Origin of the sequence: Deinococcus aetherius, assembly GCF_025997855.1 — a bacterium.
Classification (GTDB): Bacteria; Deinococcota; Deinococci; order Deinococcales; family Deinococcaceae; genus Deinococcus; species Deinococcus aetherius.
In genome coordinates this window covers 285,460-298,716 of record NZ_AP026561.1, presented here as the reverse complement: position 1 = coordinate 298,716, position 13,257 = coordinate 285,460, and the positions used below count along the sequence as shown (strand labels likewise).

13 protein-coding genes are annotated in these 13,257 nt (G+C 70.5%); 10 read left to right on the top strand and 3 right to left on the bottom strand.

The features are described from left to right. Window positions 1-172: 172 nt before the first annotated feature. Together DAETH_RS17575 and DAETH_RS17570 are read left to right on the top strand one after the other, a co-directional pair. A complete protein-coding gene (locus DAETH_RS17575; protein WP_264778011.1) occupies window positions 173-1,288 on the top strand; it encodes a ScyD/ScyE family protein in 1,116 nt (371 codons plus the stop codon). A 127-nt stretch (window positions 1,289-1,415) separates the two neighbouring features. After that, window positions 1,416-2,717, top strand: a complete 1,302-nt coding sequence (locus DAETH_RS17570; protein ID WP_264778059.1) for an MATE family efflux transporter — start codon at window positions 1,416-1,418, stop codon at window positions 2,715-2,717. A gap of 14 nt (window positions 2,718-2,731) precedes the next feature. Here DAETH_RS17570 and DAETH_RS17565 read toward each other — a convergent pair whose 3' ends face one another. Together DAETH_RS17565 and DAETH_RS17560 are read right to left on the bottom strand one after the other, a co-directional pair. Next, window positions 2,732-4,138: an FAD-binding oxidoreductase gene (locus DAETH_RS17565; protein WP_264778010.1), complete on the bottom strand. Its 1,407-nt coding sequence runs from the start codon at window positions 4,136-4,138 to the stop codon at window positions 2,732-2,734. 143 nt (window positions 4,139-4,281) lie between these two features. After that, window positions 4,282-5,427: an ABC transporter substrate-binding protein gene (locus DAETH_RS17560; protein ID WP_264778009.1), complete on the bottom strand. Its 1,146-nt coding sequence runs from the start codon at window positions 5,425-5,427 to the stop codon at window positions 4,282-4,284. Window positions 5,428-5,634: 207 nt separating this feature from the next. Between DAETH_RS17560 and DAETH_RS17555 the strand changes: the two genes are divergently transcribed. The 5 genes from DAETH_RS17555 to DAETH_RS17535 all read left to right on the top strand — a co-directional run bounded on the left by DAETH_RS17555 (window position 5,635) and on the right by DAETH_RS17535 (window position 9,836). Further along, the gene (locus tag DAETH_RS17555) at window positions 5,635-6,435 is read left to right on the top strand and encodes a fumarylacetoacetate hydrolase family protein (RefSeq protein ID WP_264778008.1); all 801 of its coding nucleotides are present in this window, start codon (window positions 5,635-5,637) and stop codon (window positions 6,433-6,435) included. A 62-nt stretch (window positions 6,436-6,497) separates the two neighbouring features. After that, a complete protein-coding gene (locus DAETH_RS17550) occupies window positions 6,498-7,265 on the top strand; it encodes a hypothetical protein (protein ID WP_264778007.1) in 768 nt (255 codons plus the stop codon). Continuing rightward, window positions 7,262-7,903: a VOC family protein gene (locus tag DAETH_RS17545; protein WP_264778006.1), complete on the top strand. Its 642-nt coding sequence runs from the start codon at window positions 7,262-7,264 to the stop codon at window positions 7,901-7,903. The genes DAETH_RS17550 and DAETH_RS17545 overlap by 4 nt, the downstream gene beginning before the upstream one ends. Then, window positions 7,900-9,468 (top strand): 5-carboxymethyl-2-hydroxymuconate semialdehyde dehydrogenase, encoded by a 1,569-nt coding sequence (gene hpaE / locus DAETH_RS17540; protein ID WP_264778005.1) that lies wholly within the window; start codon window positions 7,900-7,902, stop codon window positions 9,466-9,468. Before DAETH_RS17545 ends, hpaE begins: the two co-directional genes overlap by 4 nt. 155 nt (window positions 9,469-9,623) lie before the next feature. After that, window positions 9,624-9,836: a hypothetical protein gene (locus tag DAETH_RS17535; protein WP_264778004.1), complete on the top strand. Its 213-nt coding sequence runs from the start codon at window positions 9,624-9,626 to the stop codon at window positions 9,834-9,836. Window positions 9,837-9,895: 59 nt separating this feature from the next. Here DAETH_RS17535 and DAETH_RS17530 read toward each other — a convergent pair whose 3' ends face one another. Continuing rightward, window positions 9,896-10,240 carry an endonuclease domain-containing protein gene (locus tag DAETH_RS17530; RefSeq protein ID WP_264778003.1) on the bottom strand — a complete coding sequence of 115 codons (345 nt, stop codon included), beginning with the start codon at window positions 10,238-10,240 and terminating at the stop codon, window positions 9,896-9,898. A 106-nt stretch (window positions 10,241-10,346) separates the two neighbouring features. Here DAETH_RS17530 and DAETH_RS17525 point away from each other — a divergent pair, with 106 nt between their 5' ends. From DAETH_RS17525 to hpaD, 3 genes are read left to right on the top strand one after another with little or no spacing between them, the layout of a single operon-like run. Beyond that, a complete protein-coding gene (locus DAETH_RS17525; protein WP_264778002.1) occupies window positions 10,347-10,724 on the top strand; it encodes a VOC family protein in 378 nt (125 codons plus the stop codon). 10 nt (window positions 10,725-10,734) lie between these two features. Beyond that, window positions 10,735-12,222: a 4-hydroxyphenylacetate 3-monooxygenase, oxygenase component gene (gene hpaB, locus DAETH_RS17520; RefSeq protein WP_264778001.1), complete on the top strand. Its 1,488-nt coding sequence runs from the start codon at window positions 10,735-10,737 to the stop codon at window positions 12,220-12,222. Further along, window positions 12,215-13,201, top strand: coding sequence for a 3,4-dihydroxyphenylacetate 2,3-dioxygenase (gene hpaD, locus DAETH_RS17515; protein ID WP_264778000.1), 987 nt, complete (start codon window positions 12,215-12,217; stop codon window positions 13,199-13,201). Before hpaB ends, hpaD begins: the two co-directional genes overlap by 8 nt. The last annotated feature ends 56 nt before the right edge of the window (window positions 13,202-13,257 follow it).

The following is a 13,257-nucleotide window of genomic DNA, read 5'->3' as shown; positions in this document are numbered from 1 at the left end:
GCTTCCCTCCTCCGCTCCTTCCCCATGTCTCCCGAATCAGCCAGATGGCTTAGGCCGAAGGGAGACCCTTCACAGCCAAAGTGAAAAATGTTACGGTCCGTCTGCCTTTTCCCACGGCCGGGGTGACGGCTGCCGGCCCCGGTTCCGGTGGGAGCTGGCCTCGGGAGGAACTATGGGCTTAACAGCAACACGCCGCTCCGCCGCCCTGCTCGCCACCGCCTTCCTGCTCGCGGGTTGCACCCGGGAGGTCGTGGTGGCCCCCGCCCACGGCAGCGTCGTCGCCAGCGGTCTCAACGGGCCGCAGGGAGTGTACGTGGACGGGCAGGACAACGTCTGGGTCGCCGACAGCGGGACGGGGGGCACGCAGGTGATCGGGTCGATTCCCGGCGAAAGCGGGCCCGTCTCGATCACCCTCGGGGACACGGCGCGGGTGGTGCGGGTGAGCGCGGGGGGCGAGCAGACGGTCGTCACGACCCTGCCGTCGCTGGGCACGCCCTTCGGGGCGGTGGGGGCCTCGCGGCTGACCACGCTGGGGGGCGAGGTGTACGTCACTAACGGCCAGTGGACTGCCTTCCCCGGCGGGGGAACCCGGCCCGCCAAGCTCGCCGCCGTGCTGAAGATCAGCGGGAACGCGGCCACCGAGGTCGCCGACACCTACGCCTGGGAGGCCGCCAACAACCCCGACGGCGTGCCCGCCGAACAGGGCGGCATCGACTCCCACCCCTACGGCCTCACCGCGCTGAACGGCAGGCTCTATATCACCGACGCGGCGGCCAACACCCTGCTGCGGCTCGACCCGGCGACGAAGACGCTCGCCACCGTCACCGTCTTCCAGGCGCTGCGGGTCACGCCTCCGGGCGCCACCGAGCCCATCGAGGCCCAGGCGGTCCCCACGGGCGTCGCCGCCGGGGCCGACGGGGCGCTGTACGTGGCCCTGTTCCCCGGCGGGCCGGAACTCCCGGGGTCGGCCAGGATCATCCGGGTGGACCCGGTCACGGGCGCGCAGACCGACTACGCCACGGGCCTGAGCGGGCTCACCGACCTCCGCGCCGGGCCGGACGGCAACCTCTACGCGGTGTCCTTCGCCCCCACCGGGCCCGGGAGCGGCTCGGTGATCCGGGTCAAGGCCAACAACGTCAAGGAGACGGTGCTCGGCGGGCTGAACTTCCCCACCTCCATCGCCTTCAACGCGCGTGGGGACGCCTTCGTCGCGGTGAACGGGGTCGGGGAGCCGGGCACGGGCCGGGTGCTGCGCTACGACTTCCTGACCCGGTACGGGGCGCAGTAGCCCACCCCGGCGCGGGGCGCGGGGGAGGCCAGGTTCGCCCGGCCTCCCTTTCCGCCCCCGGCGCGTAGACTGCCAGACCGTGACGCTGACCCCCCTCTCCCTCCCCTCCCCCCTGCGCGGGGAACTCATGGCCCTGACCCGGCTGGCGGGACCCGTGGTCGTGTCGCAGTTCGCCTCGAACGCCCTGGCGCTGATCAGCACGGCGGTGATCGGGCGGCTGGGGGAGGCGGAACTCGCGGCGGCGGCGTACGCGAACGCCACGTACTACCTCCTGTTCATGATCCTGGTGGGGGTGATGCTCTCGGTGGGCCCCCGAGCCGCGCAGGCGCACGGGGCGGGAGACCCGGCGGGCGTGGGCCGGGCGCTGCGGGGCGGGCTGCGGCTGGCCCTCGGGCTCGCGGCGCTCGCCTTTCCCCTGATGTGGGGCGTGGCGGCGCTCCTGCCGGGGCTCGCGCCGGAGGGCATCCGGGCCGACCTCGCCGCCACCTACCTGCGGGTGTACGCGCTGGGGATGCTTCCCGCGCTGACCTTCACCGCGCTGCGCGGCACGCTGGAGGGCACCGGGCGGCCCCGGGTGGTGACGGCGGTGGCGCTGGGCGGCGTGGCGCTCGTGAGCGTGCTCAGCCCGGCCCTCGCCTTCGGGTGGGGGCCCCTGCCCCGGCTGGGCCTGGTGGGGGCGGGGGTGGCGAGCGCGGGGGCGGCGTGGGCCACCACCCTTGCCCTGCTTCCCGCCGCGCTGCGGGCCGCGCCCCGCCCGCCGGGGGGAACGCGCGGGGAGGTGGGCGCCCTGCTGCGCCTGGGCTGGCCCATCGGCCTGACCCTCGGCGCCGAGGGCGGCATGTTCAGCGTGGTCTCGCTGCTGATGGCGGGCTTCGGCCCGGAGGCGCTCGCCGGGCACAACATCGCGTTGCAGGTCATCACGGCGGTGTTCATGATCCCGCTGGGGCTCGCCACCGCGACGGGCATCCGGGTCGCCCACGCGGCGGGGGCGGGGGACCGGGCGGGGGCACGCCGGGCCGGGCTGACGGGCGTGGGCGTAGCGGCAGGCGTGATGGCCCTGTTCGCCCTCCTCGAACTCCTCGCCCCCCGCCTGGCGCTCGGCGTCTTCGTGGACGTGGACGACCCGCGCAACGCGGCCCTGATCGCCACGGGCACGGCCCTGCTCGTCATTGCCGCCCTGTTCCAGACGCTCGACGGGGTGCAGGTCACCGCGAACGCCGCCCTGCGCGGCCTGCACGACACCCGCTGGCCGCTCCTGATCTCGCTGACCTCGTACTGGCTCGTGGGGCTTGGGGTGGGGGCGCTCCTCGCCTTTCCCCTCGGGCTGGGGCCGCGCGGCCTGTGGTTCGGGCTGACGGCGGGGCTGACGACGGCGGCGGTGCTGCTCCTCACGCGCTTCCTGCGCCGCACGGAACCGGGGCGCAGGTGACGCGCGAGCGCGGGTCAGGATGAGGGAACAGGGTCCCAGCCGGGATCACCGACCACCTTGCCGGGGTTGAGCAGCCCCCGGGGGTCAAGCAGCGCCTTCACGTCGCGCATCACGTCGAGGGCGTCCCCGTGCTCGGCGCGGAGGTAGGCCCGCTTGCGCAGCCCGACCCCGTGTTCGCCCGTGCAGGTGCCCCCCACCGCGACGGCGTGTGCGGCGAGGGCGTGCAGGACGTGGTCGATGCGCGCCCAGGCCCCCGCGTCGTCCGGCGGGGCGTGCATGAGCAGGTGGAGGTTGCCGTCCCCGATGTGCCCTACCAGGGGGGCGGTCAGGCCGCGTTCGCCCAGCAGCCGCAGCGCGAGGGCCGCCGTTCCCGCGAGCGCCGGGAGGGGCACGCACACGTCCCCGATGCGAGTGGCGTGCCCGGGCCACGCGGCACGCAGGGCGTCGTACACGCCGTGCCGGGCCGCCCACAGGGCCCCCGCCGCCTCGGGCGTCCGGGCCTCCCCCACCACCTGACCCCCGTGCAGGCCCGCCGCCTCCGCCACGAGGGCGAGTTGCGCGTCCACGTCCCCCCGGTCACGGCCCGCCACCTCCACCCAGAGGGTCGGTTCCTCGGGGTCACGGCGGTCCCGGTGGCGGTTCACCGCCCGCACGGTCGCCGCGTCCACGAACTCCAGCCGCTCGGGCAGCACGCCGAGCCCGCGCAGGGTGAGGCTCGCCCCCACGGCGGCCTCCACGTCCGGGAACGCGAGTTGGGCGCTCGCCGTCGCGGGCGGCAGCGGGTGCAGCCGCAGGGTGAGGGACGTGATCACGCCCAGGGTCCCCTCCGAGCCGATGAAGAGCCCCTTGAGCGCGTACCCGCTACTGCTCTTGCGGGCCGCGCTTCCCAGCGTCAGGACACGCCCGTCCACCAGCGCCACGCGCAGGGCGGCGACGTGTTCACGCATCCCCCCGTAGCGCACCGTGGTCGTGCCGCTGGCGTTCGTGGCGGCCATGCCGCCCAAGGAGGCGTCCGCCCCCGGGTCCACCGGGAAGAACAGCCCGTGCGGGCGCAGGCGGCGGTTCAGATTCAGGCGCCGCATCCCCGGCCCCACCGTCACCGTCCAGCCCACCGGGTCCACCTCGCCCACGGCGTCCAGGCCCGTGAGGTCGAGGGAGATGGCGCCCGGCACGGGGAGGGCCGCCCCCTCCAGGCTCGTCCCGGCGCCCCACGGGGTGACGGGCACGCCGTGCTCCCGTGCGACGGCCAGCGTCCCCAGCACGTCCGCCTCCGACCGGGCGAAGACGACCGCCCCCGGCGTGCGGGTCAGGGGCGTGCCCTCGTCGCGGGCGTGGGCGCCGAGGTGGCCGGGCTGGGCACTCACCCGGTCGCCCAACGCAGCGCGCAGCGCGTTGAGCCAGCTTGAACTCAGGGTCGTCACGCCCTCACCTCCTCACGGGAGAGGTCGGGAGCCGCGACGCCCCCGACCCCAGGCCCACGTCCCGCCCAGGGCGGACACGCCTGTCTTTCCTGACGGCTGACGGCCGACCGCTCCTCTGCAGCCCACCCCGCCCCCGACTCCACCTACCGGATCAGCTTCCAGTCGCCGTTCACGACCTGCACCATCACGCGGCTGCGGGCGTCGAGGCCGAGGTGGTCCTGGGGCCCCAGGTTGAAGATGCCGTGGGCGCCGATCACGTTGCGGGTGCCCTCCAGCGCGTCGCGCAGGGCGGCGCGGAACTCGGGGGTGCCGGGTTTGGCCCGCTTCAGGGCGACCGGGATGGCCTTCTGGATCAGCAGGCCCGCGTCCCACATGTGCGCCCCGAAGGTGCTGACGCTGTTCTGGCCGTAGCGGCCCTCGTACAGGCTGGTGTAGGCGAGCCCGACCTTCTTGCTGGGGTTGGCGTCGGGAAGCTGGGAGGCGACGAGCACTGGCCCGGCGGGCAGGATCGCCCCTTCCACGTCCCGGCCCCCCACCCGCAGGAAGTCGGCGTTGGCGACCCCGTGGGTCTGGTAGATCTTGCCCGCGTACCCCCGGTCCTTGAGGGTCTTCTGCGGCAGCACGGCGGGCACCCCGGACGCGCCGATCAGCACCGCGTCGGGCCGGGCGGCGAGCACCTTGAGAATCTGCCCGGTGACGCTGGTATCACTTCTCCCGTACCGCTCCACGGCGACCACCCGCAGGCCGCGCGCCGCCGCGTTCTTCTGAAGCTCGTTCAGCCAGCCCTCCCCGTAGGCGTCGTTGAAGCCGATGTAGCCGACGGTCTTCACCCCGTTTTGCTGCATGTGCGCGGCCACGGCGGCGGCCATCAGGGCGTCCGTCTGCGGGGTCTTGAACACCCAGCCCCTCCGGGCGTCCACGGGCTTGATGATCGACTCGGAGGCGGCGAGGCTGATCATGGGCACCTTCGCCTCGGCGGCCACGTCGATCATGGCGAGCGAGGCGGGCGTGGTCGTCGTCCCGATGATGAGGTCGACCTTGTTGTCCTGGATCAGCTTGCGGGTGGCCGTCACGGCGGCGGTCGTGTCGGAGGCGTCGTCGAGGACCGTGTACACGATCCGCTGCCCGCCTATGGTCTGGGGCAGCAGCGCGACCGTGTTCTTCTCGGGGATACCCAGGCTCGCCGCCGGACCCGTCGAGGACACCACCACCCCCACCCGGACGTCGGCCAGCGCGAGCGAGGAGAGGGCGAGCAGGGCGGTCACGATCAGGCGGGCGGGTCGCATCATGGGGAAAACCTCCGTGGGGACGGTTCGAACGGCGAGGGGCAGGACTGTGCCCCGGCTGGGTTGGGCTTTGTGGGATCGTAGCAGAAAGGTCAGCGCGGAGACGGACGGCCCCGCCTCCCCCCCCGCCGCGAGTGGGCCTATGCTGGGGCACCGACAACCTGAAGCCCCTCTCCCCTCCCCCGGAGGTCCCATGACCGGAGCCACCCCTTGAAACTCGCCCGCTTCACGGCCGGGGGTCGCCCCCTGACCGGCCACCTGCAAGACGGCAGGTTGATCGACCCCGCCGGAGTCGCCCACGACCCGGACCGGGTGCAGTTCCGCCTCCCCGTCGAGCCGCCCAAGGTCCTTGCCCTGGCGCTGAACTACAACGACCATGCGGGCGAACTGGGCCTGACCCAGCCGCAGGAACCCGCCCTCTTCTGGAAGCCGAACACCACCCTGCTGCCGCACCGGGGCACGGTGATCTACCCGCGCGGCGCCCAGTTCATGCACTACGAGGTCGAACTCGCGGTGGTCATCGGCCGGGACGCCCGGCGGGTGAAGGCGGCGGACGCGCTGGACTACGTCGGCGGCTACACGGTCGCCAACGACCTCGTGGTGCGCGACTACGTGACGAACACCTTCCGCCCCCCCCTGCGCGGCAAGGGCTGGGACACCTTCGGGCCGCTGGGCCCCTACTACGTCACCGCCGACGAGGTCGCGGACCCGCATAACCTGACCCTCACCGCCCACGTGAACGGCGAGCTGCGGCAACGGGGGTCCACGCACGACATGATCTTCTCCATCCCCGAGCTGATCGAGCACATCAGCCGCTTCATGACGTTGCAAAAGGACGACGTGATCCTGACGGGCACGCCGAAGGGTATCTCCCACGTCCGCCCCGGCGACGTGATGCGGCTGGAGGTGGAGGGCCTGGGCGTGCTGGAAAACGACATTCAGGAGGAGGACGAGGGCGCCGAGCCGATCCGGGGCAAGGAGAGCAGGGAAGGGGAATGGGACGGGCGGTGAGGAGGAAAGGGCCGTCAGGAAATTGGATGGCGAGGTTCACGCGCCAGGGGCAACCTGTGAGCATGAAGTTTCAGCATGTCCTGCCCCTTGGCCTCGCCCTCTCCGTCCTCGCCCTGGCCGCGCCCCAGCGGTACGAGATGCGGTCTTACGTCAACGTGGGCGGGAAGGTGCAGTCCGCCTTTGCGTGGTGCGACGCCCCGGACCGGGTGCTGGCAGTCACGCAACCCGTGAGGGCAGACCCCGCCACGCCGCAGCCCGTCACTCTCCGCCGCTGGCTGAAACGCCCACCGCGAGAAGCGGACGCCGCCGTCCTGACGGCCACCTACCTCCTGGGCACGCCCGATCCCGGCGCCGGGAACATCTACACGCCCCTGACCTTTCCGGACGGCACGGGCGGGGGCGGACGGTTTTACATCCACACCAGCAACGTCGAAAGCGTGAACGACCCCGCCTACCGCATGACGCGCGTGGGCCGGTTCCGCACGCCGGAAGGAAACTTTCCCTGCCGCTACGTCCCCCAGGCCGCCTTCCTGGGCGCGACGAGCAAGCGCACCGTCATCGTCTGGGACAACGGCAGGGCGGCGACCTACGCCACCCGGAACTTCGATGGAACACCGGGCGTGTACGTCACCGGGGGCCGCAAGATCACCAATGAGGAGTTGACGGCCTACGAGTTCACGACCAAGAACGGTTACCGTTACCGGGTGGAACTGTGGACGCCGCAGTACGGCGGAGCAGGTTCCCTCCTCGTGTCCAAGGGCAACCAACAACTTCTCGACGAATCCTTCAACGCCTACTCCGTCAGCCTTCCCGCCGGGGCCCGGCCATGAGGTTCGAGCGGTTGACCCTGCACACCCCCGACCCCAAGGGGCAACGGGCCTTTTACGCGGGCGTGCTGGGGTTTCCCTTGGAGGACGACGCCACCGGGCTCTCCCTGCGCGCCGGCTCCACCCTCCTGCGCTTCGTCCCCGGGGAGGCGGGCGGGCCGTACCACTTCGCCCTCAACGTGCCCGAAGACCGCTTCCCCGGGGCGAGGGCCTGGCTGGAGGAACGGGTGGCGCTGCTGCCCGACGATACGGGACAAACAGTCTTCCACTCGGAGAACTGGAACGCGGACATGGTCTACTTCCGGGACGCGGGCGGCAACATTCTGGAACTGATCGCGCGGCACACCCTTCCCGCCCTCCCCGGGAGCGGCTTCGACGTGACGGACCTTCTCGGCGTGAGCGAGCTGGGGGTGTCCGTTTCCGATGTGCCGGGCACCGTGCGCGACCTGCAAGGCCGCTTCGGGCTCCGGACCTACGGGGAGTCTTCCCCCACCTTCACCCCCCTGGGCGATGAGGAGGGGCTGCTCATCGTGGTTCCGGTCGGACGCGGCTGGTTCCCGGTGGGAGAGCCTGCCCGCCGTCTCCCCTTTCACCTCCGCGCCCACGGCGAGCGCGGCGTCTTCGACCTGGAGGCACCATGACTCAGACACAATCCCCACCCCAGGCCCACGACAACCACGAGCAGGCCCGTCAACTTCGTGAACGCACCCACGCGCGGGGCATCCGGCACTTCATCGGCGGGGCGTGGGTAGACTCGCTGAGCGGCGAGACCTTCGAGACGCACACGCCCACCGACAATTCCGTGATCGCCAGCGTGGCGAGCGGCGACGCCGGGGACATCGACCGGGCCGCCAGAGCCGCTTTCGACGCCTTCCAGACCTGGCGCGAGGTGGGCGGGGCCGAACGCCGCAGAGTCCTCCACCGCGTCGCCGACCTGATCGAGGCCCGCGCCCAGGAGATCGCCCTGCTCGAAAGTCTCGACACCGGGCAGGCCATCCGCTTCATGAAGTCGGCGGCGGCGCGCGGGGCCGAGAACTTCCGCTTCTTCGCCGACCGGGCGCCCTCCGCCTCGGACGGGCAGAGCCTCCCCGCCCCCGGCTTCCTCAACTACACCCTGCGCCAGCCCATCGGCCCGGTCGGCGTGATCACGCCCTGGAACACGCCCTTCATGCTCTCGACGTGGAAGATCGCCCCGGCCCTCGCGGCGGGCTGCACGGTCGTCCACAAGCCCGCCGAGTGGAGCCCGGTCACGGCGACCCTGCTGGCCGAGATCATGGACGAGGCGGGGCTGCCGGGAGGAGTCCACAACCTCGTCCACGGGTTCGGGGAGACGGCGGGCAGGGCGCTGACCGAGCATCCCCTGATCAAGGCGGTCGCCTTCGTGGGCGAGACGACGACCGGGAGCCACATCATGCGACAGGGGGCAGACACCCTCAAACGCGTCCACTTCGAGCTGGGCGGCAAGAACCCGGTCGTGGTGTTCGAGGACGCGGATCTGGAAAAGGCCCTCGACGCCGTCGTCTTCATGATCTACAGCCTGAACGGCGAACGCTGTACGAGTTCCAGCCGCGTGCTGATTCAGGAAGGCATCTACGACGAGTTCACGGCCCGCATCGCCGAACGCGCGAGGAACATCCGGGTGGGCGACCCGCTCGACCCGGCGACCGAGATCGGGCCGCTGGTCCACCCCCGGCATTTCGAGAAAGTCATGGGGTACTTCGACCGGGCGCGGGAGGAGGGCGCGACCATCGCGGCGGGCGGTGGGCGTGTGGGCGGGGAAGGCAACTACGTCTCCCCTACCCTCTTCACCGAGGCGCGCAACGACATGCGAATCAGTCAGGAGGAAATCTTCGGCCCGGTCCTGACCGCCATCCCCTTCACCGACGAGGCGGACGCCCTGGCCCTCGCCAACGACGTGCAATACGGGCTGGCCGGATACCTGTGGACGAACGACCTCACCCGCGCCCACCGCTTCTCGCATGGGCTGGAGGCCGGGATGATCTGGGTGAACTCCGAGAACGTCCGGCACCTGCCGACGCCCTTCGGTGGGGTGAAGAACAGCGGCATCGGGCGCGACGGCGGCGACTACTCCTTCGACTTCTACATGGAGACGAAGAATATCGCCATCTCACTGGGGACGCACAAGACGGCGAGGCTGGGGGTGGGGCAGGCGCCTGTGGTAAGCAAGGAGGTGGCGGAGGGGTGAGCAGCAACCACTATGTCTGCTTTGACTGCCGGAAGCAATTTCAAAAGGTCCATGACGACCGCTCACCAGTCGTAGTTATTCGTCGGCCTAACTCGAAGGCCCTGCGAGTCGTCCCAAAGCCCATCGCACATCTCTGTCCCCAATGTGGAAAAGAGATGCGCCTCATCGGGAAGAACTTTCGTGCGCCGCAGCAGGACGACACGGAGGGATGGCGAGTTGCAGAGACGCTTTTGAACGCTGGCTTCGGCTACTGGGGAACGTGGGGACCGTACCCGACCCGTTTGAAGGACGTACCGGCGTTTATCGAGAAGAATCGCCTGAAGAGCGCCGGGGAGCAGATTTTGGAGCGGTGGCAGGAGAAGACGTGAGAGGGCAGTCGTGGGCTGCCACCCCTCTCCCCAACCCCTCTCCCGCAGGGGGAGAGGGGCTACTCCAGGGCTTCGGCTACTCGCGCCAGTACGCCCTCCAGGTTGTCCGTCACCTCGTTGTTCCAGAAGCGCAGGACGGTGAAGCCCCGGGCACGAAGTTCGGCATCCCTTACAGCGTCGTACTCGCTTCCGGCGTGGTGGCTGCCGTCCAATTCGATGATCAATTTTCGCTCCAACGCCACAAAGTCGGCGATGTAAAACCCGAGTGGCTGCTGACGCTTGAACTTCACGCCCAGCTGGCGGCCTGCCCGCAAGTGCTCCCACAGCAATACCTCCTGCGGCGTGCTCCGCTCCCGCAGGGCGCGCGACCTCTCCCTGCCCTCCCGCCGCGAAAACCTATCCACACCCGCAGCCTAAAGCCCTCTCCCCTTGCGGGAGAGGGTTGGGAGAGGGGTGGCGAGCCCCGCTCGCCCTGCTTTTTCGCCTCCCCAAGCAAAGGGGGAAATTGACGTGCCCCTGCTAGAACACGTCGCCCTCAAGGCCCTTGACCTTGGCCGCACCCAGGTCTTCTACGAGGCCCTCGGAGCCAACGTCTCTCGCCCTGCCGGTGGGCAGCGGCTATTCGCCACTTTCGACGGTCGGACGCGACTGATTTTTGACCAAGTCGACTTCTCCCCCGATTCGGGCGCCCTGACCTACTTAGGTCTTGAACTGGCTTCCTTTGACGAGGTGGATGCGCTGTTCACCCGGCTGGCAACTCAAGCGAACATTCACCGGGACATGCGTGAGGAATACAGTCATGCCACCGGACCTTACGGCTTTTTCGTGCTTGACCCGGATGGCTACGTCGTCAAGGTCTTCAAATACAACGCTACCGAAGAGGCATAAGGAGGCCCCCATGGCAACCCTCACCGGCCAGCAGTTCCTCGACCGCCTGCGGCACAACCCGCCCACCCTCTACGTGGACGGCGCCCGCGTCGCCGACCCCACCACCCACCCCGCGACCCGCAACATGGCGCGCAGCCTCGCCGGGCTGTACGACCTTCAGCACCGCCCTGAGATGCGTGACGCCCTCACCTTCGAGGAGGGCGGCGAACGCTTCCCGATGAGCCTGCTCGTGCCGAGGTCGAAGGAGGACCTGGGGCGCATCGGCGAGGCTCACCGCATCCGGGCGAACTCTTCGCTGGGCTTCCTGGGCCGCGCGCCCGACTACATGAACGCGAACGTGATGGCGGCGGGGATGGGCGCCGGGTACTTCGCCGGGTGCGAGGCGAGCGGGGACGGCGTGCGCGACTTCGCCGCCAACATGCGCCGCTACTACGAGTTCGTGCGCGAGAACGACCTGTGCTTGACCCACGCGCTGACGAACCCACAGGTCAACCGGGCCAAGCAGGCGTCCGAACTCCCCGACCCCTACATCGCGCTCGGCGTGGTGGAGGAACGGGAGGACGGGGTGGTCGTGCGGGGCGCGCGGATGATGGCGACGCTGCCCATCGCGGACGAGATTCTGGTGTTCCCCTCGACGGTCCTCAAGGAGAACGCCGACAAGAGCCGCTACGCGATGGGCTTCGCGCTCCCGACGAACGCGCCCGGCCTGAGCTTCCAGTGCCGCGAACCCTTCGACGTGGGGCGCGACCCGGAGGACCACCCGCTCGGCAGCCGCTTCGACGAGCAGGACGCCTTCGTGATTTTCGACGACGTGCTCGTGCCGTGGGAGCGCGTCTTCCTGCTGTACGACGTGGAGCTGGCGAACAAAGCCTACGCCGGAACCGACGCCGTGCTCCACATGGCCTATCAGGTCGTGAACCTCAAGATCGCCAAGACCGAGGCCTTCCTGGGCGCCGCGCAGGCGATGGTGGAGGCGGTCGGCAGCGGTGGGTTCCAGCACGTCCAGAGCAAGGTCGCCGAGATCATCGTCACCCTGGAGATCATGCGGGCCCTGGAGATCGCGGCGCGTGAGGGAGCCACCCTGAACAGCTATGGGGTGATGACCCCGGCGCGCGGTCCCCTCGACGCCGCCCGGAACTACTACCCGGCGGTTTACCCCCGCCTGAACGAACTCCTGCAACTCCTCGGCGCCTCGGGCATCATCATGATGCCGAGCAAGGCTGACCGCGAGGGACCGCTCGGGCCGATGATCACCAAGTACCTCCAGGCGGCGGGCGCGAGCGCGGAGGACCGGCTGCGTCTCTTCCGCCTCGCCTGGGACATGACGCTGAGTTCCTTCGGCGGGCGCCAGAACCTCTACGAGAAGTTCTTCTTCGGCGACCCGGTGCGGATGCACTCGGCCCTGTACGAGGTGTACGACAAGCGGCCCTACGTGGCGCGGGTGCACGAGTTCCTGGGCCGGGTGGACCGGGCGGCGGAGGTGGCGGCGGATGACTGACCCGCTCACGGAACCGCGCCCCGACGTGATCCGCATCGCCCACGCGGTGTTCACCGTGACCGACCTCGCCGCCTCGCGGGACTTCTACGTGGGACTGCTCGGCCTGAACGTGCTCCACGAGGAACCCGGCGCCCTCTACCTGCGCGGCGTGGAGGACCGCGAGTGGACGCTGAAGCTGGAGCAGGCGCCGGGGGCGGGGGTGCGGCACCTCGCCTACCGGGTGCGGGGGGACGCGGACCTCGACGCTCTCGTCGCCCTGGCCGAACGTGAGGGTCTCCCCTACCGCTGGGAGGAGGATCTCGACCGCCCCCGGCTGCTGCGGATGCAAGACCCCTTCGGCGTGCCCGTCGCCTTCTACCGCGAGAGCCGCACCCACCCCTGGCTGCTTCAGGACTACCACCTCCACCGGGGTCCCGGACTGCAACGGGTGGACCACGTGAACGTGATGACGCCCGACGTGGAGGGGATGATGGGATGGTACGGCTCCCGGCTGGGCTTCCGCACCTCCGAACTCACCGAGGACGAGACGGGGCGGGTCTGGGCCGCCTGGGTGCAGCGCCGGGGCGGCGTCCACGATCTCGCCATGACGAACGGCGCCGGGCCGAGGCTGCACCACTGGGCCTACTGGATGCCCGACGCCATGAGCATCATCCGGGCCTGCGACATCCTGGCGGGGGCGCGGCAGCCCGAGCGCATCGAGCGCGGCCCCGGACGGCACGGCATCTCCAACGCCTTTTTCCTGTACGTCCGCGACCCCGACGGCCACCGCATCGAGCTGTACACCAGCGACTACGTGACGGTGGACCCCGACTTCGAGCCCATCCGCTGGCAGCGCGACGACCCCCGCCGCCAGACCCTCTGGGGCGCGAGGACCCCCCGCAGCTGGTTCGAGGAGGGCTCGCGCCTGGAGGCCTTCGAGGGCGGCTGGGTGGAGCCGGTCGAGGGGGACTTGCGGGGAATGCCCGTCCACGTCATCTAGCCGGGAGGGCGGTGGGGCAGGGAGCCGCGCGCTTTTTGCCCTTTCTGCTGTGTGTC